Annotated in this window: 19 protein-coding genes; 7 read left to right on the top strand and 12 right to left on the bottom strand. The window is 64.7% G+C overall.

Annotated elements, in window-relative coordinates:
* Window positions 1-5 precede the first annotated feature (5 nt).
* The 3 genes from DM806_RS12775 to DM806_RS12765 are packed head-to-tail and all read left to right on the top strand — an operon-like array spanning window position 6 to window position 1,768.
* On the top strand, window positions 6-701 hold the full coding sequence (locus tag DM806_RS12775; RefSeq protein ID WP_179043566.1) for a heme-copper oxidase subunit III family protein: 696 nt from the start codon (window positions 6-8) through the stop codon (window positions 699-701).
* A gap of 5 nt (window positions 702-706) precedes the next feature.
* The gene (locus tag DM806_RS12770) at window positions 707-1,078 is read left to right on the top strand and encodes a cytochrome C oxidase subunit IV family protein (protein ID WP_256869292.1); all 372 of its coding nucleotides are present in this window, start codon (window positions 707-709) and stop codon (window positions 1,076-1,078) included.
* Between the two features lie 3 nt (window positions 1,079-1,081).
* Window positions 1,082-1,768 carry a c-type cytochrome gene (locus DM806_RS12765; RefSeq protein ID WP_179043565.1) on the top strand — a complete coding sequence of 229 codons (687 nt, stop codon included), beginning with the start codon at window positions 1,082-1,084 and terminating at the stop codon, window positions 1,766-1,768.
* A gap of 274 nt (window positions 1,769-2,042) precedes the next feature.
* On the opposite strand, the gene DM806_RS12760 is transcribed toward DM806_RS12765, so the two are convergent.
* The 3 genes from DM806_RS12760 to secA form a co-directional block, all read right to left on the bottom strand.
* Complete coding sequence (locus tag DM806_RS12760) at window positions 2,043-2,843, bottom strand: DUF2189 domain-containing protein (protein WP_179043564.1); 801 nt, start codon at window positions 2,841-2,843, stop codon at window positions 2,043-2,045.
* Window positions 2,844-3,058: 215 nt separating this feature from the next.
* Window positions 3,059-3,400, bottom strand: coding sequence for a PilZ domain-containing protein (locus DM806_RS12755; protein WP_179043563.1), 342 nt, complete (start codon window positions 3,398-3,400; stop codon window positions 3,059-3,061).
* A 116-nt stretch (window positions 3,401-3,516) separates the two neighbouring features.
* The gene (gene secA, locus DM806_RS12750; protein ID WP_179043562.1) at window positions 3,517-6,252 is read right to left on the bottom strand and encodes a preprotein translocase subunit SecA; all 2,736 of its coding nucleotides are present in this window, start codon (window positions 6,250-6,252) and stop codon (window positions 3,517-3,519) included.
* Between the two features lie 258 nt (window positions 6,253-6,510).
* Between secA and DM806_RS12745 the strand changes: the two genes are divergently transcribed.
* Window positions 6,511-8,049, top strand: a complete 1,539-nt coding sequence (locus tag DM806_RS12745; RefSeq protein WP_372859519.1) for an ArnT family glycosyltransferase — start codon at window positions 6,511-6,513, stop codon at window positions 8,047-8,049.
* Here the strand turns inward: DM806_RS12745 and DM806_RS12740 are convergent.
* Window positions 8,032-8,712, bottom strand: a complete 681-nt coding sequence (locus DM806_RS12740; protein ID WP_179043561.1) for an energy transducer TonB — start codon at window positions 8,710-8,712, stop codon at window positions 8,032-8,034. The two genes, DM806_RS12745 and DM806_RS12740, sit on opposite strands and share 18 nt — an antisense overlap.
* A gap of 50 nt (window positions 8,713-8,762) precedes the next feature.
* Here DM806_RS12740 and argJ point away from each other — a divergent pair, with 50 nt between their 5' ends.
* Genes argJ through DM806_RS12725 form a run of 3 tightly spaced genes read left to right on the top strand, consistent with a single transcriptional unit; the run spans window position 8,763 to window position 11,410 of the window.
* The gene (gene argJ / locus DM806_RS12735; protein ID WP_179043560.1) at window positions 8,763-9,989 is read left to right on the top strand and encodes a bifunctional glutamate N-acetyltransferase/amino-acid acetyltransferase ArgJ; all 1,227 of its coding nucleotides are present in this window, start codon (window positions 8,763-8,765) and stop codon (window positions 9,987-9,989) included.
* Window positions 9,989-10,786: an inositol monophosphatase family protein gene (locus tag DM806_RS12730; protein WP_179043559.1), complete on the top strand. Its 798-nt coding sequence runs from the start codon at window positions 9,989-9,991 to the stop codon at window positions 10,784-10,786. The genes argJ and DM806_RS12730 overlap by 1 nt, the downstream gene beginning before the upstream one ends.
* Before the next feature lie 12 nt (window positions 10,787-10,798).
* Window positions 10,799-11,410 (top strand): glutathione S-transferase family protein, encoded by a 612-nt coding sequence (locus tag DM806_RS12725; protein ID WP_179043558.1) that lies wholly within the window; start codon window positions 10,799-10,801, stop codon window positions 11,408-11,410.
* A gap of 109 nt (window positions 11,411-11,519) precedes the next feature.
* On the opposite strand, the gene trxA is transcribed toward DM806_RS12725, so the two are convergent.
* The 8 genes from trxA to ahcY form a co-directional block, all read right to left on the bottom strand.
* The gene (gene trxA, locus DM806_RS12720) at window positions 11,520-11,840 is read right to left on the bottom strand and encodes a thioredoxin TrxA (protein ID WP_066859441.1); all 321 of its coding nucleotides are present in this window, start codon (window positions 11,838-11,840) and stop codon (window positions 11,520-11,522) included.
* 29 nt (window positions 11,841-11,869) lie between these two features.
* A complete protein-coding gene (addA, locus tag DM806_RS12715; protein ID WP_179043557.1) occupies window positions 11,870-15,310 on the bottom strand; it encodes a double-strand break repair helicase AddA in 3,441 nt (1,146 codons plus the stop codon).
* Window positions 15,291-18,263, bottom strand: a complete 2,973-nt coding sequence (addB, locus tag DM806_RS12710) for a double-strand break repair protein AddB (protein ID WP_179043556.1) — start codon at window positions 18,261-18,263, stop codon at window positions 15,291-15,293. The genes addA and addB overlap by 20 nt, the downstream gene beginning before the upstream one ends.
* A complete protein-coding gene (locus tag DM806_RS12705) occupies window positions 18,256-18,966 on the bottom strand; it encodes a nucleotidyltransferase family protein (protein ID WP_179043555.1) in 711 nt (236 codons plus the stop codon). The genes addB and DM806_RS12705 overlap by 8 nt, the downstream gene beginning before the upstream one ends.
* Window positions 18,963-19,949 (bottom strand): aminoglycoside phosphotransferase family protein, encoded by a 987-nt coding sequence (locus DM806_RS12700; RefSeq protein ID WP_179043774.1) that lies wholly within the window; start codon window positions 19,947-19,949, stop codon window positions 18,963-18,965. Before DM806_RS12700 ends, DM806_RS12705 begins: the two co-directional genes overlap by 4 nt.
* Window positions 19,946-20,389, bottom strand: coding sequence for a tRNA (adenosine(37)-N6)-threonylcarbamoyltransferase complex ATPase subunit type 1 TsaE (gene tsaE, locus DM806_RS12695; RefSeq protein WP_218647487.1), 444 nt, complete (start codon window positions 20,387-20,389; stop codon window positions 19,946-19,948). The genes DM806_RS12700 and tsaE overlap by 4 nt, the downstream gene beginning before the upstream one ends.
* Before the next feature lie 7 nt (window positions 20,390-20,396).
* Window positions 20,397-22,745: a sensor histidine kinase gene (locus tag DM806_RS12690; RefSeq protein ID WP_179043553.1), complete on the bottom strand. Its 2,349-nt coding sequence runs from the start codon at window positions 22,743-22,745 to the stop codon at window positions 20,397-20,399.
* 173 nt (window positions 22,746-22,918) lie between these two features.
* Window positions 22,919-24,328, bottom strand: a complete 1,410-nt coding sequence (gene ahcY / locus DM806_RS12685; protein WP_179043552.1) for an adenosylhomocysteinase — start codon at window positions 24,326-24,328, stop codon at window positions 22,919-22,921.
* Window positions 24,329-24,423 lie beyond the last annotated feature (95 nt).

Below are 24,423 nucleotides of genomic sequence, written 5' to 3'. Positions count from 1 at the left end.
TCGCCATGTCTCATACGGTGTCGGACAGACGGGATAGGGAGGTCATAGCCCCGACCCTGCGCGAGATCGCGGCCGACTGGTCCGCCGATCAGGAAGTCTTTCGCCATACCCATTGGGGTAAGGCGATGATGTGGATTTTCCTGCTGTCCGACACCTTCATCTTCTCCTGTTTCCTGACCGGCTACATGACCATCCGGTCGTCGGCCGTCCTGCCCTGGCCCAACACGGCGGAGGTGTTCGCACTGGTGATCGGCGGGCAGAAAATCCCGCTGATCCTGATCGCGATCATGACCTTCGTACTCATCAGTTCCAGCGGCACCATGGCGATGGCGGTCAATTACGGCTATCGCCGCGACCGGCGGAAGACCGCTATCCTGATGCTGCTAACCGCCCTGTTCGGCGCGAGCTTCGTCGGCATGCAGGCGTTCGAATGGACCAAGCTGATCGTCGAGGAAGGGGTGCGCCCCTGGAGCAACCCGATGGGCGCGCCGCAGTTCGGCGCGACCTTCTTCATGATCACCGGCTTTCACGGCCTGCATGTCAGTTGCGGCGTCATCCTCCTGCTCATCATCGCGTCGAAGGTCGCGCGCGGCCATTATGACCGGACCGGCGACTATAGCGCGGTCGAGATCGCCGGCCTCTACTGGCATTTCGTCGACCTTGTCTGGGTCTTCATCTTCGCCTTCTTCTACCTCTGGTGATCGCCATGCCGCATGACATTCCTGTTCCGCAGATCGCTCCCGACGGCCAGCCAGTGCAGGCGGAAGAGCATGGCCAGCATCCGATCAGCCTCTATCTCAAGGTTTGGGGCTATCTCTTCCTGCTCAGCACCCTGTCCTATCTGGTCGATTATATGCATGTGCAGGGCATCGTCCGCTGGACGCTCATCATCCTGTTCATGCTGCTGAAGGCTGGGCTGATCCTGTCGATCTTCATGCATTTGGCCTGGGAGCGGCTGTCGCTCATCTATGCGATACTGGTGCCGCCATTGGTGCTGCTGGTGCTGGTGCGGATCATGTCGATAGAGGCGGACTATGCCTATTGGACCCGCGCGATCTTCATGGGCGGGGGAGGCTGAGCCATGGACCGGATGCGTTGGCTGGCGACGGGGCTGTGCGTGGCAGGGGCGGCCGGGGCGCTGTGGAGCCTCAACTGGTTTGCGGGGCAGCTATACCCCGAAGCCAAGCCGGGCAAACTGGCCTATGCCCCCGCGGATGCGATGCCGCCCCGCGTCGACATGGCGGCCGTGCAACGGGACTGGCCGGCAAGCCTCCTCGCGCCGGGCGAAGGCAACAGGCTGATCGCCTATCGTCAGGACATGCAGGGCAAGGCGCCCGCGCCGGCAGCAGGGGCAGCAGGGGCCGCCGCTGCCCCTCAAGCGGATCTGGGTACGCTGCTCACTGGCGCGGACGCCAATGCGGGCAAGGCCAAGGCGCAATTGTGCCTCAGTTGCCATGACCTGAATCAGGGCGGCCCCAATCGCATCGGTCCCAATCTCTGGGGGGTGGTCGGTCGCCCCGTTGCGACCCATGCCGGCTTTGCCTATTCGCCCGCAATGAAGGAGCATGGCGGCAATTGGAGCTATGAAAGCCTGTTCGCCTTCCTAGCATCGCCTGCCCGCGACGTGCCGGGAACGAAGATGAGCTTCGCCGGTCTGCGCCGCCCGGAGGATCGTGCGGCCGTCATCAAATATCTCGCCACTCTGGGCAATGGCGCGCCACCGCCGCCAGCGCCAAAGCCTGCCGCGCGCAGCGAGAGTGCCCGGTAAAGCCAGAGCATCGTGCGGAGCCGAAGGCCAGCGTAGCTAAAAACCGGTTCCCACTTTTAGTTACGCTGGCCTTTGGCTCCGCATAAAACGATGCGATAACAAATAACTAGAGCGCGCGACCTGCGTTCGATTTAACGCAGCGCGCTCCAGAGCATTCTGAAGTCGGCTGGAACAGCCGACGGCTCGCAATATGCGGTCATCAAAAGACCATAGAGCCGTGAACGATTCGATCTGATCGTTCACGGCTCTATGATGCTTTACCCGGCGAGCAGGCTCAACGAACGACGGCGCGGGTGTAGAGATGCCAGGTGGCGTAGCCCAATACCGGCAGAACGACCGCCAGTCCGACCAGTCCCGGCAGCGCGCCCAGGAACAGGAGCGCCACGACGATCAGACCCCATGCGGCGACCGCCACCGGGTTGTTCCATGCGACGCGGAACGATGTGCGTAGCGCCACGCCCCAATTGACCTTCTTGTCGATGATCATCGGGAAGGACACGAGGCTGACCGCCAGCGTCACGATGGCAAAGCCCAGGCCGACCAGATTGCCAACGACGATCATCTGCCAGCCCTCATTCGTGCCGAACACGGCCTGAAGGAAGGTAGTTGGCGACGCGAGCACGTCATAGCCGAGCTGGCCGACTGTCGAATAGTAGATGAACCAGGCCGCCGTCATCCAGCCCAGGAACAGCATCGCGGTCACGCTGGTCAGGTCGAACAGGGCCGGGAATGCCGGTCCCTTCACCACATCCAGGAAATGCCGCCAGCGGGAATCGAGGCCCAGTTCACGCCGCCGCGCGAGTTCGTAGAAACCGCTGGCAAGGGCAGGCCCGAACAGGACCGATCCGGCGAGAAGCGGGAACAGCAACGGCAGCACTGGCATCTGGCTGGCCGAAAGGATCGCGAAAAATATGACGACGGGATAAATGAAGCCGATGAAGACGAGGTCGCCTCGCTTGGCCAGGAAATCCTCCCAGCCCTGGCGCAGCGCGATCTGCAGATCGTGCAGTCCGATCCTGCGAATTTCATAATCCTCACGGACAGATGCCGCATGTCCTGGACGAGCAATAGCCATGGACGCTCTCCTTACGAAGCGCGGCCATGTCGGACGCTGGCTTATCCTATCCTCAGTCGGGATCGATGTTGACGCAGCCTATCGCAGGCCAGCCTGAACATCGTCTCGGCATGAGGAAACGCCTCATGGCCTGTCGGCACAGCTTACACCCTTCCCCGCCAGGCAGACAAGCGGGATTGTCGGCTTCGCCAAGCCGATGCCGGATTACCGCCAGATTACTGGATACGCCGATCGGGCGCGGTCATGGATTGCGAAACCGGTCCGGCATTGGCCAGGATGGCAACCGGATCCACGGGACTGTTGAACAGCAGCCCGCATTGTTCGCCCCGGCTCCAGATGAGCGTGGCGTCGCGTTCCAGATAGGGCAGGATCAGAACGACCCGTGCTCCTATTTGCGGGGGCGTCAATCCCGACAGCATCGCGCCGTAGATCGAAACATTGCGCACCACGACGGTTTGCGTCACCCCGTCGTCGTCGACCAGCCTGCCTTCGATATCGACATGATAGCGCCGGTCGCGCCGCTTTTCGGCGATCGCGCGATAGACCAGCTGCTCCATTCCATTCCTCCGGTTAGCCCCCCGGAATTACGGAACAGAATGACAACGCAACCTTGCCGAAATGCTGCCGGGACTGGTTAACCAGCCCGGCACCATCATCGGATCGGGATCGCCGGTCAGGCCAGCGCGCCGTGGCAATGCTTGTATTTCTGGCCCGAACCGCAGGGGCATGGCGCATTGCGGCTGATGTCTAGATTGGCGAACTCACCGGCCGGCGCAGTGGCCACCGGCGCGCGAGGAATCATGGTGGTGATGCCGCCCAACTGTCCCGCATCGATATCCGCGCTGTTGTCCTCGCCCGAGAAGGGATCGATATGCGTGGTGATGAAGTCGGGCAGCACGGGCAGGCCATAATCCTGCAACGGCGGCTGCTCCATGCGGAACTGCACCCGCGCGATCGAGCCGGTCACATCCTCGCGGATATTTTCCAGCATCCGTTCGAACAGGGCGAAGGATTCCTGCTTATATTCGTTGATCGGCGTCTTCTGCGCATAGGCGCGCAGGTGTACGACCTGGCGCAGCGCGTCGAGCGTCGCCAGATGCTCCTTCCAGTGATGATCCAGGCTCTGGAGCAGGATCGATTTCTCGATCATGTGCCAGTCATTTGCCTCGACCTCCTTCACCTTCTCGGCCACGGCGTCGTCGGCCAGCGCGACCAGGCGCTCCTCGATCATTTCGGGATCGACCGCATCCTCGGCCAGCCATGCATCGAAATCAGGATCCAGGCCCAGGATTTCGGCGGTGCGGGCCTTCAGGCGCTCCATGTTCCACTGCTCGGGATATGTGCCGGGCGGGCAGGATGCGCCGACCAGATCATTGACCGTCTCGCGGCGCATGTCGGTGACGACATCGTCGACCGTGTCGGCATCCATGATGTCGCTACGCTGTTCGTAGATGACCTTGCGCTGGTCGTTCATCACGTCGTCATATTCGACGACCTGCTTGCGGATGTCGTAGTTGCGCGCCTCGACCTTCTTCTGGGCGGTCTCGATCGCCTTGCTCAGCCATTTGGATGGGGGCAGCGCTTCGCCATCCTCAAGGTTGGAGCGGATCATCTTGGCGAACATCGTGTCCGGGCCGAAGATGCGCATCAGGTCATCGTCGAGGCTGAGGTAGAAGCGCGAAAGGCCGGGATCGCCCTGGCGGCCCGAACGGCCGCGCAGCTGGTTGTCGATGCGGCGGCTTTCATGGCGTTCGGTCGCGAGGACGAACAGGCCACCGGCGGCCAGCACTTCCTGCTTCTCGGCCTCGATCTCCGTCTCGATCCGGGCGATCGCGGCATCGCGTTCCGGGCCTTCTGGAACATCGCGCAGTTCGTCCTCGACGCGCATTTCCAGATTGCCGCCCAGCTTGATGTCGGTACCGCGTCCAGCCATGTTGGTGGCGATCGTTACCGCGCCCTTGCGGCCCGCCTGCGCCACGATATGCGCTTCGCTTTCATGGAAGCGGGCGTTCAGCACGGCATGCTTCACGCCTTCCTGATTGAGGAATTCGGATAGCATTTCCGACTTTTCGATCGACACGGTGCCGACCAGCACCGGCTGCCCCTGCTCGGCATGGACTTTGATCGTCTTGGCGATGCCCCGGAACTTGTCTTCCAGATTCTTGTAGAACGTATCTTCCTCGTCGACACGCTGCACGGGGCGGTTCGTCGGGATGGTGACGACGTTCATCTTGTAGATTTCGTAGAATTCGGTCGCTTCGGTCGCGGCCGTGCCGGTCATGCCGCCCAGTTTCGGGTACATGCGGAAATAATTCTGGAAGGTGATCGAGGCGAGCGTCTGGTTCTCCGGCTCGATATTGACGCCTTCCTTGGCCTCCACCGCCTGGTGCAGGCCATCCGACCAGCGGCGGCCATCCATCATGCGGCCGGTGAACTCGTCGATGATGACGACCTTGCCGTCCTTCACGATATAATCGATGTCGCGGCGGAACATCACCACGGCGCGCAGCGCTTGATTGACGTGGTGCACGACCTGGGTGTTCTCGAAATCGTAGAGATTGTCGCCCTGAAGCAGGCCGGCAGCCTCCAGCAGCCGCTCGATCTTCTCGGTGCCGTCTTCCGTCAGCGTGACGCTGCGCTGCTTCTCGTCCTTTTCATAGTCGGCTTCGGTGATCTGCTTCACGATCGCATCGACCGCGACATAGAGTTCCGACTTGTCGTCGGTCGGGCCGGAGATGATGAGCGGCGTGCGCGCCTCGTCGATCAGGATCGAGTCCACCTCGTCGACGATCGCATAGTTGAACGGCCGCTGGACCATCGAGGCGCGGTCATATTTCATATTGTCGCGCAGATAGTCGAAGCCGAGTTCGTTGTTCGTCGCATAGGTGACGTCGGCATCATAGGCTTCGCGGCGCTGGTCTTCCGACAGGTTCGGCACGATCACGCCGGTGGTGAGGCCGAGGAAGCGATAGACCTGGCCCATCCATTCGCAGTCGCGGCTGGCCAGATAGTCGTTTACGGTGACGACGTGGACGCCCTTCCCTTCCAGCGCGTTGAGATAGGTCGCGACGGTGGCGACCAGCGTCTTGCCCTCGCCCGTGCGCATTTCGGCGATCTCGCCGCGATGGAGGACGATGCCGCCCACCATCTGCACGTCGAAATGGCGCATGCCCAGCACACGCACCGACGCTTCGCGCACCGTGGCGAAGGCTTCGGGCAGCAGGTCGTCCAGCGTTTCGCCGGCAGCAAGCCGTTCCCGGAACCTGGCAGTCTGCGCCACCAGTTCCTCATCGCTCAGCGCCTGGATCGCGGATTCGAAGGAGGCGATCTTGTCGACGATCTTGCCCAGCGACTTCACATAACGTTCGTTGGACGATCCGAAGATGGACTTGGCGAGTGCGCCGAACATGCAAATTCCTGACGATAGGGGCCTGGGAAACAAGCGCACCCTCCCCTTGCGAGGATTGCACGCAGATATGCGCCGCGATTTAGGCACGGCACATCCTTTAGTCAATCAAGCAGCGCCTTAATCGGGGCTGTAGCAAAGCCGTCATCATATTGCGGCAGGTGGTTTTGCCGGGTGACGGCGGAAGGACGGCGCGGGGGATTGGCACTTCGCGCCGGCTGCGCCACAAGGGCGCAGCAAAAGCAGGGGTCGCAAAAGAGAGTGTATCGGCAATCCGTCCTGGCGCCGGCGCGTGGCCGCGCCGTGCCCATAGCCATAGTCATCGTTGTGGCGATGGCGCTGACCATCTGGTTCGGTCTGACCGCCATTGCGACGCCGTTCGATCATGATGAAAGCCAATATGTCGCGGGCGCCTATTTCAGCAGTCATTTGCTGGTCTTTCGCGACTTCCTCTATCTCCAGCCGCCGCTGCACAGCTGGGCCTATGCCCCGCTCGCATGGCTGTTCCCCGGCCATATGGTGCTTGCGATGCGCCTGGCGACGGCGGCGACGGGGCTTTGCACCCTGCTGGCGCTAGGGATGGCGCAGCGGATCGCGGGCATTTCGCGCGGCAACGCCGTGGTGGCCACCCTGCTGGTTGCCGCGACTGCATCCTTCCAGTTTACCGGCAGCGTGGTGCGCAACGACATGCTGCCTACGCTCCTGTCGTCCATGGGGCTGGTCGCCAGCCTGCTGGCCCTGCGCCATTGCACGCCGCGATACTGGCTGGCGGCGGGATCGCTGTTTGGCCTTGCGATCGCGACGAAGCTGAATTTCGCCCCTCTCGGGCTGATGACGGGCCTTTTCGTCATCAGCACCGGGGGGCGTGGCGGCGTGCGTGGGGGCTGCTGGCTGGCCGCGGGTGCGGCCCTGGGGCTGGCGCCGATGCTGGTCGTGTGGGTGCTCGCGCCCGATGCCTTTCTTTATGGGGTGCTGACCTATGGCGCGACTGCGCCCCACGCCTGGTATGCGGCCAATGGGGCATTTGACGAACTGAGCAGCGTCGAAAAGCTGACCGACCTGCTCAAATATCTGTGGAAGGGCCCGGCGCTGGCCGCCCTGATCCTGCTGGTCGCCAACTGGATCGCCACGCGCCGGCAGGTGCGGTCGCCCGGGCGGCGGCTGGCGATCTGGATGACCGGGGGCGCGCTGATCGGTGCGGCGCTGCCGACGCCGTCGCAGGTCCAATATGTTATGCCTCTGCTCCCGCCGATGGCGCTGGCGCTCGGTTATCTGTTCGACGATGCGCGCTGCTGGACCGCATCACGCCGACACATGCTGGTCGCTTTCCTGTGCCTCAGCGTCATTCCCGGCCTGCTGCCGGCGATCCGCCATGTCGGATCGATGATGCGCAACGGATCGCCGGTGCTGGAGGCGGAAGGCGCCGCGCATTGGGCGGGAATGAAGGTCCGGGCGCTGGGCGGAGGCGATGATGTCGCAACGCTGTCGCCACACATGATTCTGGGGAGCGGGCTGAAGCTTGATCCGCGCTTTGCGCCCGGTCCTTTCGCCTATCGCACGGGCTGGACGATCGGCCCACGCCTGGCCCGGCAGGTCCATGTGATCATCCCGGCGACGTTGCGCGATCTGGACCGCGATCCGCCCGATGCCATCCTCACGGGCTATGAAGCCGGGACGCGGAAATTGCCGATGCGGCCCGACGATGGGCTGGTCGATTATGCACGCAGGCGAGGATACCGCACGCTGGAAATGCCTGACGGGATTGGACGGCTCTATCTGCGGTCATTCGCCCGGCGTTGATCCGTCGGTGCCGGGATCGGTCATGTCGATGCTGTAGCGCATGACGACCCGCTTGGCCGTGGCGATGCCGTCCATATCCTTGAAGGGGACTCCGGCCGGAGGCATGGTCTTGCAGCGGAAGGGCGTGAACTGCGCCGCCATCGCCCCGACGAAGCGCTGCTCGCAATCGCTTATCCGGCCGTCTTCATGGACGATGAACGCGGTTTCGCTCGAAAAGCTCTCGAAGCTTTGCTGGAAGCGTTCAAGCTGCCGCTCCATCGCTTCCGCTTGCGCCACTTCTTCCGCTTCCTCCGGCTTCTGATGCTCGTCCGGGGTGCCCGGCAGCCGCCAGGTTATCCGCGTCGTCCAATGGCCCACCATCGGCGCGCCATTGTCGTCGGTTGCCGGCAGGAACCAGGCGCGAGCGCGTATGATTGCGCAACTTGTCTGATCCAGCAGGACATTGCCGCTGTCCTGAGTGACGACGCAATCCTGCGCGAAACCGTCCGTGTCGATCGTCAGGCGAATGCCGGTGACGCCGGTTTCCTTGCGCCTGGCCGACGAAATCGGATAATCGGCCGGGGTGATCCATTCGCCCGGACTGGTGCGCGGAATGGCCGGATGCGGCTTGGCCAGCGGCGCAGCGGAGCCGGGAGACAGGCTGGTGCCCAAAGCGGCCAGCATCGCCGTCGAAACAATTGACCCCTGCCCGATTTTGCCCCATTTCGCGCGCCATGACCCAGCGCTCGCCCCTCGCACCCGCCTCATTCCCGAACCTGCCCTCCATTGACGGCGTGATGCTACGCACCGCCCGCGCCGGATACAAGGCGTGGACGCGGTGCGACCTCACCTATGTGGAACTGGATGCCGGCACGGCAGTGGCTGGCGTAACGACCCAGAGCAAATGCCCTTCGCCCGAGGTGGAATGGTGTCGCGACGCGATCCCACTGGGATCTGCGCGAGCGCTGGTGGTCAATGCCGGCAACGCCAACGCCTTCACCGGCCACCGCGGGCGCGCGGCGGTCGAGGCGATCGCCGCCAAAGTCGCCAATCACCTGTCCTGCCAGCCGTCGGATATTTTTATCTCCTCGACCGGCGTGATCGGCGTGCCCTTGCCGATCGACAAGGCTGAATCGGGTCTTGAAGCCGCGTTCACCGCCCTCCCCTGTAGCTGGGAAGATGCCGCTATCACGATCGGGACCACCGATACCTATCCCAAGGGCGCACATGTTTCCGCCATGGTCGGCGGTAGCCGGGTCGAACTGGTTGGCATCATCAAGGGATCGGGCATGATCGCGCCGGACATGGCGACGATGCTCGGCTATATCTTCACCGACGCCGCGATCGATCCGGCGCTGCTGCAACAGATGCTGTCCGCGGCGAACAAGCGGACCTTCTCCTGCATCACCGTCGACAGCGACACGTCGACCAGCGACACGGTGCTGGCCTTCGCCACGGGCAAGGCGGGCAACGTGCCGCTCACATCGATGGACGATGCCGGTGCCGATGCCTTCCATGCGGCCCTGTCGGACCTGTGCCGCCAGCTGTCGCATTTGGTCGTGCGCGACGGCGAAGGGGCTAGCAAGTTCATCGAGATCACGGTCGAAGGCGCCGCCAGCGACGAAAGCGCCCATCGCATAGGTTTGTCGATCGCCAACTCTCCGCTGGTGAAGACTGCCATTGCCGGTGAAGACGCCAATTGGGGCCGTGTAGTCATGGCGATCGGCAAGGCGGGCGAACCGGCGGATCGGGACAAGCTGTCCATCCGTTTCGGCGCCACGCAGGTGGCAACCGGCGGCCTCGCCGTCGAGGGTTATGATGAGGCGCCTGTTGCGGCGCACCTCAAGGGGCAGGATATCCTAATCGGCGTCGAGCTGGGCCTGGGCGAAGGGCGCGCGACCATCTGGACCTGCGACCTTACTCACGGCTATATCTCGATCAACGCGGATTATCGTAGCTGATGATGCTGGAACTGCATGATCCCGTCGTCTCGCTGATGCGGCAGGTGGGGCGCGATATCGTGATGCCGCGATATCGCAATCTGGCCGCCGACGAGGTCAGCGAAAAGGCCGCCAACGACTTCGTCACCATCGCCGACAAGGAGAGCGAACTCCGCCTGGCGGAAGGTCTTGCGGCTATCCTGCCGGAAGCCGGGATCATCGGCGAGGAAGCCTGCGCCGCCGACCCCAGCATATTGGAACGGGCAGGCGATGGCCTCAACTGGATCGTCGATCCGATCGACGGCACCGGCAATTTCGCGTCGGGTCAGCCGCCCTTCGGCATCATGGTGGCGCTGGTCGACGGCGGCGCAACGCTGGCCGGCTGGATATTGGACCCGCTGACCGGACGGCTGTGCCATGCTATGCTGGGCGGCGGCAGTCATATCGATGGCGAGCAGGTACGGGCGCGCGAAAGTGGTGGCGAACTGCCGATCGCGGCGCTGGCGGTCTATTTCATGTCGCCGGAAGATCGCGCCGACATCCAGCGGCGGTCGCAGTCCAGCTTCACGCTGGTGGATATTCCCCGTTGTGCCGCCGAACAATATCCGCGGCTGGTACTCGGCCAGAATGACGTGTCGGTGTTCGCGCGAACCCTGCCCTGGGATCATGCGGCCGGTACATTGTTCGTCAACGAAGCGGGCGGTTGCTGTCAGCGGACGGATGGATCGCCCTATGTCGTTGGCGATCTGCGCCGCGGATTGATGGGCGCGTCCTCGCCGCGTCTTTGGGACAGGGCGGCGGCGACGCTGTTCGGATAGAAAGGGACTGGCATGCTGACGATCTGGGGTCGACTGAACTCGCATAATGTGAAGAAGGTCGCCTGGTTCGCCGACGAGATCGCCCTGCCCCACGTCCGCCATGATGTCGGCGGCACGTTCGGCATGGACGCGGCCTATCGGGCCAAGAATCCCAACCAGATGATCCCTACGATCGAGGATGGCGACGTCCTGTTGTGGGAATCCAATGCCATCCTGCGGTATCTCGCCGCCCGCTATGCGCCTGCTGAGATGTGGCCCGATGATCCCGTTATCCGGGCGCAGGCCGACAAATGGATGGACTGGCAATTTTCTTTCGCCGACGCCCAGCGCGATGCCTTCCTGCACCTTGTGCGTCGCGAAGCGGGACAGCGGGATGGACAAGTCATCGCCAGGTCCGCGCAGGTCACCGGTGCAGCCATGCTGATCCTGGATCAGGCGCTTGCCGTCCAACCCTGGCTTTCAGGTGTCCATTTCGGTGTCTCGGACGTGCCGATGGGGGTCTATGCCCATACCTATTTCACGCTGGATATGGAGCGACCCGACGTGCCGCATGTGCGCGCCTGGTATGACCGGCTGCGCGAACGCCCGACCTATGCCAGATCGGTGATGATCCCGCTGACGTAATGCGTTTTCACATTACGTGAAAACGCATCACTTGCTTTTGGGGCCGCATTTTCCGAGCCGTTGACCGTAAACGGTCAACTTGAAAATGCTCGTGGCCGGCCCTGCCCTTTTACAGGACGCTTTCGATCCAGCCCTTGAGCGCGCTCTTGGGGGCCGCGCCGACCTTGGTCGCGCTGACTTCGCCATTCTTGAACAGGATCATCGTCGGGATGCCGCGCACGCCATATTGACCCGGCGCGTCCGGATTTTCGTCGATGTTGATCTTGGCGATCGTGACCTTGTCCGCCAGTTCCTCGGAGATTTCCTCCAGGGCCGGGCCGATCATCTTGCACGGGCCGCACCATTCGGCCCAGAAATCGACAAGCACGGGCTTGTCGGAATCGATCACGTCCGCCTTGAAGCTGACATCGGTAACTGCCTTGGTGGCCATTGCTTTGATCTCCTTATGTTGGGCGATATCTAGGATGGGTGCGCATCCGGCTCAACGGGCCAGAGCGGCAAATTCTCCTGCGTGGGCACAAAGCCGGGCTTGTGCGTTGCCAGCAGGCGCGGCGGCATGACGACAAGGTGCGGGCCGCTGGTATAGAGCAGCCCCGCCTCGATCGTCCGGCCGGGAAAGATGACCTCAAGCGCGGCGACATAGGCGGCGATCTGCCGCACATGCGCGACCGGTACATGGTCCGGCGATCGGGGAGCCATGCGGCCGGTCTTGAAATCGACCAGCTGGATGCGATCCGTGCCGATGCAAAGCCGGTCGACGGTGCCGGCGATCACCGCTTCGCCCACGACTGCGGCGATGGGCGCCTCGGCCAGCGCGTCAGGACCGAACAGGTCGGCGAAGGCAGGCGCGTCGATCACGGCGAGGGCCTGCTCGATGACGTCATGACGGATCGCTCGATCCTCCGCGCCCTGCTCGACCAGCCAACGGTCGGCGGCATCCCGGCGTCGGTCGGCCGGGACATCGGGCAATCGCTCGAACAGGCGATGGAGCCAGCGGCCGCGCTCGGCCGCCGCGCGCATGGCAGGTGTCGGCGGAGGATAGGGCACGTCATCTTCCACCTGGGCGGATGGAGCAAGCGGGCGCGGCGGGCGCGCCTCGACCGGCGCCGGGGCGCGCAGCCAGGCCGGTTCCGCGATTGTCGGGCGGTCCTCGACCTTTTCCTGTCCAGCCTTCTTTGGCTGCAACGGTTCGGTCCCGCGCCAGCGCCGCGTCGCCCCCCACAGCGGATCGGCCTCCCACTCCGTGCCGAGCGAGAGCATGGCGCCGTCGACCGCCGCGAACCAGCTTTCGGGTTTCACCTCCCCCTTGGCGCGCGGTCCCAGCGAGCCGGCCACGATCAGCTTCTCCTCGGCGCGCGTGAGCGCGACATAGAGGAGGCGCCAATGTTCGCGGCGCTCCTCCGCGGCGGCCTCTTCCGCCACATCACCGATCGGTCCCTGCCGCTCGGCCTTGCGCGGGGCAAGGATCGGCAGGCCGTTCCATTCGAGCGAATCGTTCCGCTGGCCCGCGTCCGGGTCCATGCAAGCGTCCGCGAGGATGACGATGGGGGCCTGCAAGCCCTTTGCGCCATGGACCGTCAGCAGCCGCAACATGTCGCCCTGCGCGGCGGCATCGCGGACGATCTCCACCTCGCCCCGGTCGAACCAGTCGATGAAGCGCTGGAGCGAAGGGTGATCGTCGCCTTCGAAGGCGAGCGCGGCGTTGAGCAATTCCTCGATCGGGTCCGCCGCCTCTATGCCCAATCTTTCCACCAGACGGCGGCGGCCGTCGATCGGGCCGGACAGGATCGCTTCCAGATAGCGATAGGGGGTGGTGAAATCGGCGGCGGCGAGCAGTCCGCGCAGCGGTGCAAGCTCGGCATCGGTCAATATCTGGTTGAGATGCCGCCACAGACCGGCCTTGCGACCGATCAGCCGCTGCATCAATTCGTCCTGCGTCCAGCCGATCAGAGGCGACACCAGCAACGCGGCGAGGTTCAGTTCATCCTCCGGCTGGACCGCGAAGCGCAGCGCCGCCAGCAGATCACGCACCGCCAACGGCGCATTCAGGCGGAGCCGGTCGATCCCTGCCACCGCCACCTGTTCCTCATAGAGCCGCGCGACGATCAGCCGCGCCAGTTCGCTGCGACGGCGCACCAGGATCATGATGTCGCCTGCGCGCACGGGGCGGCCCTGGCTTTCGAGCATCAGCCCATCGTCGATCCATTGCCGGATCTGGCGCGCGATCCGGGCGGCAAGGACGCGCTCCTGATCGGCCGCCCAATCCTCCTCGCCCTCCGCATCCTCATTGAGGTTGGCGATGACCGGCTTCCAGAGTTGCACTTCGCCCGGATGCCGGTTGGCGCTGATATGCCGTACATCGCCCGGCCCCAGCCCCAGCCGCTCCGCGCGCAGGGTCGAGAGGGTGCGATCGACCACGTCGAGGACCGCAGGCGTCGACCGGAAGCTCTGGTCGAGCGAGAGGTTGAAGAAATCATGGCCCGATCGGTCGGCGTCACGCTGGAACAATAGCTGCGCTGCCCTGAAGTTCTCCGGGCTGGTGCCCTGGAAACCGAAGATCGCCTGCTTGAAATCCCCCACGGTGAAGATGGTCCGTACCTTCTGGCCCGGTTCCCATTCCGTGGCGAAAAACTCCTCGGCCAGGGTGCGCACGATGCGCCATTGGGCGGCATTGGTGTCCTGCGCCTCATCCACCAATATATGGTCGATGCGCTGGTCGAGCTTGTAGCGGATCCATTCGGCGATGCCGTCCTGCTCCAGCAGACGCGCGGTCCGGGCGATCAGATCGTCAAAATCGACCGCGCCCGCCAGCGCCTTGGCCTGCGCATAATCGCGGGCATAGGCGCGACCGGCATGGAGCGCCTGCGCCAGCAATGCGGCATAGTCGGCGCGCAGCTTGACCGCGATCAGGTCGCAGCAGCGATCGTAGAGCCGCGACGCCATCTCCAGATAGCCGTCGATCGGCGGCACCCAGCCCTTGGCGTCGACCAGGTCGCCATCCGCCTTCGCCCAGGCGCGGTGGAGGTCGGCAAGGGTGGTGGCCCTGCCTTGCGGATCAAGAGCGCGCCAGGTGGCGATACGATCGCATCGTTCAAGCCCGCGCCCCTTACCCCAGTCGATATTGGCGCGGACGATGCCATCGAGCGTCCGCATGTCGAACATATCGTCGGAACATTGTTCAGCAAGCCATTGATCTATATCGCCTTCCGGTAGATCGAATTGTGTCGCCAGCCACGGCAATATGGAATCGGGCAGCGTGTCGAGCGCGCTGCCCGACCCCGCGCAGCGCAATAGGAACCGTTCGGCGCCGCCCTCCCCCAATCGCAGGCTAAGCGCCTGGAGCGCGCCGATCAGTCGCTCGTCGCCCTGCTCCTGCGCCCGCACGGCGAGGTCGGCCAGCGTCTCGCGCGCCAGACTGGCCTGTTCACGCTGGTCGAGCGGACGGAAGCCTGGCGCAAGGTCCGCCTCCAGCGGGAATGCGGCCAGCAATTGCTGGCAGAAACCATGGATGGTCTGGATACGCAAGCCGCCACCGGTCGACTCCAGCACCTCGGCAAAGAGCCGCCGCGCCTTATCCTGCATCTGCGGGCCTATATCCTCGCCGAGCGCCATCAGGTCGGCGGCGAGCGCCGGACCGTCCAGTTGCACCCAGCCAGCCAGCCGGTCATGAATGCGATCGGCCATTTCGGCCGCGCCAGCCTTGGTAAAGGTCAGGCACAGGATATTTTCCGGCCGCACGCCCTGAAGCAGCAGGCGGAAGACGCGCGCGGTCAGCACATGGGTCTTGCCGGTGCCGGCCGAGGCGGATAGCCAGACATGGGCGGCGGGCGCAGCGGCGCGCGCCTGATCGCCGAGCAGCTTCTGCAAGGGGCGCGGCCTGTCAGCCATCGTCGCGGCCATACCATTCCTCCAGCCGCATCAGCTGGTCATAATCGCCATAATTGGCCACTTCGGGATTGATCTCCGCGCGGAAGGGCGCTGACCCGAGCAGAAAGTCGTTCGCCACGCCCTCAAATAGTTCATGGGCATGGGCGGTGAAGCGATCGGTCACGATCTTGTCGCGCTTGCCCAGCGGATCGACCGGGCTTTCGCGAAAGCCGAACTGATCGCCCTTCTTGGCGAGCGACCAATATTCGAAATCGCCGGCCGTGGGTGTGGAACCCAGCCCGTCGAAGCCGCCCAGTTCGGCGATGATGCCCAGCAGGCCGAGTTGCAGGGCGAACCCCGCCTTGACCTGCCGTGCGCTCGGTGGCTTGCCGGTCTTGTAATCGATGATGCCGATACGCCCGTCGGTCAGTCGATCGATGCGGTCGGCCTTTCCCATCAGGGTAACGCCGGCAATCTCCGCCCGTCCCTCCTGCTCGACCGCGAGGATGGTACGGCCAGCGGCCTTGTCCTTCACCACTTCGGCGGCGATCCAGCGGATCGCCTCCATCAGCCGGGGCTGCCACAGGGCGCGGAGCAGCGGATGCACTTCGGGTCGTTCGAACATGGCCCTGGCGCGTGCTTCCAGATCGGTGGGATCGAACCTCTTCTCCTCCGCCCAATGCTGGAGGATTTCATGCACCGCGGTGCCGCGCCACGCCGGCCCGGCGTCGGCATCGACCGGATCGAGCCTGGCGAGCCGCAGGATACGCCGGGCATAAAAGGCATAGGGATCGGCTTTCAGCCGATCGACATCGGTGACGGGGATCAGTTTTGGCCGGACCGACGAAGGCGGAACCGGCGCCGGGCGCCGTTCGGGCGTGTGGACATGCGGCCGATCGATCGCCTGCGCCAGGCGGGCGTAGCGATCCGCCACCTTCCATTGCCCACCCGCCATCGCCTTCAGCCGCAGCCAGAAGCGCGACGCCACCGCCGGACCGCCGCTGCCGCGCCGGGCGCGGGTGATGAGCACATTGGGCGCACCCAGCGCACTGGCGAAATCATGCGCGGCAAGACCGATGCGGCTTTCCAGCCCAGGCAGCCCGAGTTCGCGGCGGACGCGCGGCGCGAGCCAGGGATCGGGCGCCGGCAGGCCCGGCCATGTCCCTTCATTCAGGCCGCCCAGAATCATGAGGTCGGCCTGCGCCAGCCGCGCCTCGATCAGGCCGAGGATCGCGATGCGCGGATGCCCGCCCTGCGGAGGACGCACGGCGAAGCCTGCCAGCATATGTTCGAGCAGGAGCGGCAGCGCGCGTATGTCCGCCTGCCGTGGGCCTTCCAGCGCGAAGGCCTCCATTTCTGTGAAGATATCGGCGGCGGCGTGACCCTGATGCCCCGACCAGACCATGTCGCCGGACAGGGCTCCGGCCTGGGTGCGGATCATCGCCAGTTGGCCGGCCAGATCGGCGGCGATGCGCGCGCCTTCCTCCAGCGGGTCCAGCAGCGCGCGCGCTGTCGGCCACCAGGCGCGGACTTCGTCGCGCAGTCGCCGCTGCCGATCATCGTCCCCGCGCGGTTTGAGCAGCAGGTCGATGCCGACCAGCCCTGCCTGCGGGCGGGGGCCACGCAGCAGCAGGTCCAGACCGCGCACGCCATCAAGCCAGGCAAGGCGTCCTTCGCCGCGCATCACCAACGGATGTTTGAGCAGGGTCAGCAGAGCGACCGGCGCAAAACGTTCCGCCACCGCTTCTGTCATGGCGATCAGCAAAGTGCCGGGCGGCAGGCGCGACAGAGGAAGGCCGGCGGAATCGTCGGCCTCTATGCCCCAGCGCCGAAGGTGCGCCGACACCCGGGTGGCGAGTTGCCGATCGGGCGTAACCAGCGCAGCCGTCCGCTCAGGCGTCTCCAGCGCCTCGCGCAGGGCGATGGCGATGGCCTGCGCCTCTTCTCCAGGGGTCGCGACCTCCAGCGCCTCAACCCCGGAAAGCGAGCGGTCCGCCGTTTTGAGGTCGCGCCAGCGGCCCGTCAGACGGGGCGGCAGCATGGCGTTGGAGATGTTACGGCCGCGCACGGCGCGCGCATCATGCTCGCTTCCCCAGCGCCATTGCGCCACATCCTCGCGCGTTACGCTCATGCCGTCCAGCAGGCGCTTGAGCGCATATTGGGGATGGGTTTCGTGCGGAGCGGGCACGCGGCCGGTCACGGGGTCCGGATCGAAAGGCCCGATCGCATCCCAGGCGTCCTGGTCCATATTCTGGTCGAGACTGGCGAAGACGACGATGCCCTGCGGCATTTCCGCGATGCAACGCAACAGCCGGACGATGGCGGGCGCGGTGGTGGAAATGCCCGCCGCAGCCACGAAGCCAGCCGGCTGCGCCTGTTTCCACCGCGCTGCGAGCCGATCAAACAGGCGGTTGCGCCGGTCGGCCAGGTCGATGCAGCCCAGTCGCGCCAGTTCCGCCGGCCAGCGCGACAGGAGGATTTCAAACAGGGTGAGCGATGCCTGCCAATGGCTGGACAATTCGGCCGACAGGTTAAGGTTGCGCAACGCGCCGACCGGCACCTGCGCCACCTGCATCTGGTCCAATACGCTGCCCAGCGCCTGCCCCAGTTGCAGCGCCAGCGCCGCGTCGGTTCCCGGTTTCACATCCTGCACCATGCGCGCCAGGATCATCTGGCGACGCACGGGCGCAATGGCGGGCGGCAATGGATCGCCCTCCCCCAGAGGATCGAGCGCGCTGCCCACCTGCTCGCCCAGGTCGGGATCGCCGATCGTCACCAGTCGGGGCAGCAGCAGGCCGCCCTTGGACTGACGGACGAAAGCATCCCGCACCGCGCGAACGGCGCGATTGCTCGGCAAAAGGATCATGCCCTGCGCCAGCGACCGGACATCTTCGCCATGAAGCGCCAACAGCCCCGTCACCAGCGCATCGGCGAAGGCGCGGTGCGCCGGGATGGTGTAAAGCGCTGGCCGCGTCCGCTCACCCATGGGTGAGGATCGCCTCCACGACGGGAATGGCCTGCGGCGTGCCGACGTCGAACCATAGTCCCTGGTGCGAAACGCCATAGAGGCGTCCGGCCTCGATAGCACGGTTCCAGAAGACATTCGTGGAGAAGACGTCCGAGGGCGGATCGCGCAGCACCGACGGGGATATGATCTGCACGCCGGTATAGACGAACGGCGCGACATGGGCGGGCTTGCGACGGCTCAGGCGGCCATTGGCGTCCATGTGGAAATCGCCCGGCCCCTTATGGCAATAGGCGCGCGCCAGCGGCACCAGCAGCAGCAGCGCATCCATCCGCTCCTCATCCCAGAGCCGCTGCATCATGCCCAGCGTTTCCTGCGGTCCGTCGATCCAGAGATTGTCGCTGTTGGCGCAGACGATCGGCCGGTCGCCGAGCAGCGGCTTCGCCTTTATGAGGCCGCCGCCTGTCTCCAGCAGCTTGGCGCGTTCGTCGGAAATGACGAATTCCATGCCCCCTTTGCGGGCGCGCAGATGCGCTTCGACCGTATCGGCAAGATAATGGACGTTGACCACGACCTTGCGGATGCCGCCGGCTTCCAGCCGGTCCAGCGCATGGTCCATCAACGGCTTGCCGGCGACCTTGACCAGCGGCTTGGGCCGGGTCGCAGTGAGCGGACGCATTCGCTTGCCAAGGCCGGCGGCCATCAGCATCGCCGTGTCGATCATTCGGGGGCGAACTCCTGTAGCGCGTTGTGGCGCTTGTCGGCGGGGATATTGGCGGCGAACCATTGGGCCACGGGCGCGAGAGCGGGATGGGTAAGGTCGCGCTCCAGCAGGCCCCACATGCGCGGGAGATAGGACAAATAGCGCGGCTTTCCGTCCCGCTTCCACAGGCGGGTGAAGATACCGATGATCTTCGCGTTGCGCTGTGCGCCAAGGACGGCATAGGCGGCGTCGAAATCGCCCGGCGGGGATGCGATCGCCTTGTAGTGAGCGAGCATCGCCGCTTCGACCGCAGGTGAAACGTCCCGCCGCGCGTCCTGCAGCAGCGACACCAGGTCATAGGCCGGATGACCGGCCAGCGCATCCTGAAAGTCGAGCAGGCCAAGGCCCCTTGCCTCTGGCCGGTCGATCAGCATGATATTTTCGGCATGATAGTCGCGCAGGACCGTGACGATGGGGCTGGCCGACTGCTCGGCGATCGGCAGCACTTCATCCCAGGCGCGGACATAGGCATCCTCATCGACCTTCAGGCCGATGGCCGGACAATACCATTCGGTCACAAGCCCCACTTCGCGCTGATAGACGGCACGATCATAGGGGGGGAGTTCGGCCGCCGGCAGCTTGTGCAGGTCCGCCAGCAGCTCGATGGCTCGGCCATAGACGGCCAGTTCCTCGCCGGGCTGATCCTCGACATGCTCCTTCAGCCGATCGTCGCCGAAATCCTCGATCAGCACGAGGCCTTCGTTCAGGTCGCGCGCCAGGATGCGGGGGGCCGCGAAACCGTCGGCGACCAGATGCTCGGCTATGGCGATGAAGGGGCGCGGATCTTCATGCGGTGGCGGCGCATCCATCAGGACGGCGCGCCGACCGCCGTCGACGACCCGGAAATAGCGGCGGAAAGAGGCGTCGCCTGCCAGCGGCACGACGGCGGCGTCGGGCCAGCCGGCCTTGGCGAGGAAATCGGCGGCAGAAGCGGGCGGGATCATAGTCGGGACCATCGATCCGTCCAAGCCTCCGGCACGTCTGCTGTCAAGCGCCGCGCGCCATTCGGTTCGATTGTGATATGCAGGCGGAGGCTGTGCGGCCATAAAGCGCCGCCCAGCCGGCCGGGCCATTCGATGATGAGCAGGCTGTCCATCAGATAATCGCCCAGCGCCAGTTCCTCCGCTTCCTCCGCATCATCCAGCCGATAGAGATCGACATGGGCGACAGGCAGGCGGACCTCGGGCACGTCATAGGGCTGGACGATGGCGAAGCTGGGGCTGGGCGCCTCTCCCTCCAGGCCCAACGCCTCCAATATCGCGCGGGCAAGGGTGGTCTTCCCGGCGCCGAGGCCGCCTTCCAATGCGATCACATCGCCGATGCGGACGTCGGCAGCGATCCGCCGGCCAAGATCGAACATGGCGGCTTCGTCCGCCAGCAGCATGTCGCTCTCAGCCACGCGGCAACTCGATCACGACCATGGTCCCCTGCCCCTTTTCCGACATGAGCTGCAACGTGCCGCCATGGGCCTGGGCGAGTTGGCGCGCGAGCGGCAGGCCGATGCCTGCCTTGCTGCCGGCCCGCGCCTGCTCGGCCCGGGCTACCGGATCGAAAATGGCTGCCTGCTGGGCCGACGGGATGCCCGGGCCATTGTCCGAAATCACGATGCGCACACGGTCTGCGCTACCGTCGCCATGCAGCAGGATGCGGGTGCCACGGCCGCAATATCGCAGCGCATTTTCCAGCAGATGATCGATCGCCTGGCCGATCCGGCGCGCGTCGCCCTGGACGCTGCCCAGCGAAGGCTCGATCCGAATGGCAAATTCCATGCCCTTGGCCGCCGCTTCGGTCCTGAGCCGATCGACGCAGGCCTGGGAAATGGCGGCCAGATCGACGACCGCGCGCTCGATCGGCAACGTGCCCGCTTCCCCCTGGGTCAGGTCCAGCACGTTGTCGATCAGCATCGACAGCCGACCGGTGCTTTGCAGGATGCCGTCGACATAGTCCTTGGCCGAATCGCTCAGTTCGCCGGCATAGCCCGCGCTCATCATCTCGGCGAAGCCGGCGATCGTCGTCAGCGGCGTGCGCAGTTCATAGCTCATATTGGTGACGAAGGCGGTCTTGATCTTGTCCGCCTGCTCCAGCGCCTCGTTTCGGTCGCGCAGTACCTGCTCCACCCGGCGGCTGTCGGTCACGTCGAGCATGGTGAAGAGCGCATTGCCGTCGGGCAGCGGGATGGCGGCGAATTCGAAGATGCGTCCATCGGCAAAACCGACATGGCCCATCCGCTGCTTGCGCTCGACCGTGGCGGTGCGGACCAGTTCGCGGACCAGGTTCGATTGCTGCGGCTTAGTCAGGCGCGACTGAACCTCGCGCATCAGATCGTCGATGCGGGGATGGGTCGCCAGCATATCCTCATTCGCGCCCCATATGGCGCGGAAGCGGCTGTTCCACATTTGCAGGCGACCGTCGGCGGAAAAGACCCCGATCGATTCGAACAGATTGTCGAAGGTTGCGGTACGGACCCGCAGCAAGGTGTCGCGCGCGCTCGAAAGCTGGACCTGCTCGGTGCGATCCTCGAAGATCAGCAGCAGGCCACCGTCGGGCAGCGGCTGGGCGTAGACGCGCAGATGGGTGCCGTCCTGCAACAGCCAGTTTTCCTCAAGCGGCTGGGGCGAGAGGAACCAGTTCCGGCGTTCTCCCCGCCAGGCGGGAAAGTCGCGATGTTCCGGCAGACGACGGGCATCGCGCATCTGGTCGAGGACACGTTCGAACAGGGGCGTGTCGGCTAGTGCGTCCTGGCGCAGCCCGAACAGGCTGATGAAGGGCTGGTTCCAAAAGCGCAATGTGCGGTCGGGGCCAAATTGCGCCACCCCTGCGGAAAGACGGTCCAGCAGGTCGCGCTGGGCCGCTTCCAGACGCCGGTGTTCGACACGCGCCTGCTCCAGTTCATGCTGGTCGACGGCATAGCCGGCGATTCCGGCATCGCCGAGCGGCACGTCAACGACGCGCATCGTGCGGCGCTCACCCTTGATCGTGGCGGGGACCATCCGCTCGACCAGTTCATCGCGAGCCATGGCATCGGCGGCCGCAGCCTCTGGCGGTACGCCGCCGACCGATTCGACCAGTTCGATGCCCTGCATGATGACATCGCGCGCATCCTGTCCATCGACGGCACCGACATAGGCGCTGTTGACGAGGCTCAATCGGAGGTCGGGCGTGCGGTGCCACATGGGAAAAGGCGCAGCTTCCACCAGCCCGGCAAGCGCTTCCAGCGCATCGCGCAACTGGTCGACCTGGGTCTTGAGCGCCTGGATTTCGCTCTGGCTGTCGGTGGCGTCGAAAATCCAAAGGACGACGCCACCGCTGGTCGCGAGGCCCGGATTCGCGGGAGCGCCGCGTACCAGCAGCAGGCGGGACGATCCCAGCCCCCGCACCGGCAGCGCGAAGCTCTTGCCGGCGCGCTGCGCCGACGCGATTTCATTGGCCAGAAGCGCCGCATCATCGGGTTCAAGGCCACCGTCGGGCGCGGTCAGTTCCGACACAAAGGTCGGCACGCGCGATTTGCCCAGCCATTTGGCGAGGCGATCTGCGGCTTCCAGCCGTCCGTCGGGATGGATAATGATGGGCGCGGCGGGTGCCGAAGCCAGCAGGACCGTCACCCGATCCAGCTTGCCTTGCGCCTGCGTACCTTCGCGGCGCATTCGCTGCCCGCTGACCAGCGCCCAGATCGCGGCGCCCAGCCAGGCCGCCAGAACGACCCCCAATATGATGGCAGCGATGGGCGACAACGACGTCATGCGCCTGTCCCCTTTTTCCGCTGAACCTGCCCGTCCCTGTTCATAATCGGCACCGACCTATCGCAAGTCGGGCGCAGCGGGAAGCGGGCTGTAGAAAGATTTGCGGTCTGTGACAGCAAAGCGCCAAGAAAAAGGGGGAAGGCGTTGCCGCCTTCCCCCTTTTTCGTTCCGCCTCAGTAGCGGTAATGATCCGGCTTGAACGGCCCTTCGACAGGGACGCCGATATAGTCGGCCTGCTTCTGGGTCAGCTTGCTCAGCTTCACGCCCAGCTTTTCGAGGTGCAGCGCGGCGACCTTCTCGTCCAGATGCTTGGGCAGCACATAGACTTCATTCTGATATTTCTCGCCGCCGGTCCACAGTTCGATCTGGGCCAGCACCTGGTTGGTGAAGGACGATGACATGACGAAGCTGGGGTGGCCGGTGGCGCAGCCCAGATTGACCAGACGGCCCTTGGCCAGCACGATGATCTTCTTGCCGTCGGCGAATTCGACTTCGTCGACCTGCGGCTTGATCTCGGTCCACTTCAGGTTCGACAGGGCGGCGATCTGGATCTCGCTGTCGAAGTGGCCGATGTTGCAGACGATCGCCATATTCTTCATCTCGCGCATATGGTCGAGCGTGATGACGTCGGCATTGCCGGTGGCGGTGACGAAGATGTCGGCGCGCTTGGCGGCTTCTTCCATCGTCACGACTTCATAGCCTTCCATCGCGGCCTGGAGTGCGCAGATGGGATCGACTTCGGTCACGAGGACGCGGGCGCCGCCGTTGCGGAGCGAAGCGGCCGAGCCTTTGCCGACATCGCCGAAACCGGCGACGGCTGCGACCTTGCCGGCCAGCATGACGTCGGTGGCGCGACGGATGGCGTCGACCAGCGATTCCTTGCAGCCGTAGAGATTGTCGAACTTCGACTTGGTGACGCTGTCGTTCACGTTGATCGCGGGGAAAGGCAGCTTACCCTTCTTGGCGAGTTCGTACAGGCGATGCACGCCCGTGGTCGTCTCTTCCGACACGCCCTTGATGGCGGCGACGGTCTGGGTCAGGTAGCCCGGACGCTCGACCAGGAAGCGCTTCAGCGTGGCGACGAAGATTTCCTCTTCCTCGTTGGTCGGGGTGAACAGTTCCTCCCCTGCCTCGACGCGCGCCCCCCACAGGGCGAACATGGTGGCGTCGCCGCCATCGTCCAGGATCATGTTGCAGGTCGTGTCACCCCAGTCGAAGATACGGATGACATAGTCCCAATATTCTTCCAGCGTCTCGCCCTTGACGGCGAAGACGGGGATGCCGCGCGCGGCGATGGCGGCGGCGGCATGGTCCTGGGTCGAGAAGATGTTGCACGATGCCCAGCGGATTTCAGCGCCCAGATCGGCCAGCGTCTCGATGAGAACGGCGGTCTGGATCGTCATGTGCAGCGAACCGGTGATGCGCGCGCCCTTGAGCGGCTGCGCGGCGCCGAATTCCTGGCGCAGGGCCATGAGGCCCGGCATTTCGGTTTCGGCGATCTCGATTTCCTTGCGGCCAAAGCCGGCAAGGGCGATGTCGGCGATCACATAATCCTGCGCCTGGGTGGCGGGTGCGGTGGCCACGAGCGTGTCTCCGTTAGCTTAGAATGTGCCAAGCCGCCGATGAAATACAAGCGGCGGCGATGGTCGGGCTTTACCAATCGCCGCCTGAGATGGCA

Origin of the sequence: Sphingobium lactosutens (genome assembly GCF_013393185.1) — a bacterium.
In the GTDB taxonomy this organism is placed as follows: domain Bacteria; phylum Pseudomonadota; class Alphaproteobacteria; order Sphingomonadales; family Sphingomonadaceae; genus Sphingobium; species Sphingobium lactosutens_A.
The sequence above is the reverse complement of the archived record's forward strand: the minus strand, read 5'-3'. Positions and strand labels throughout refer to the sequence as shown.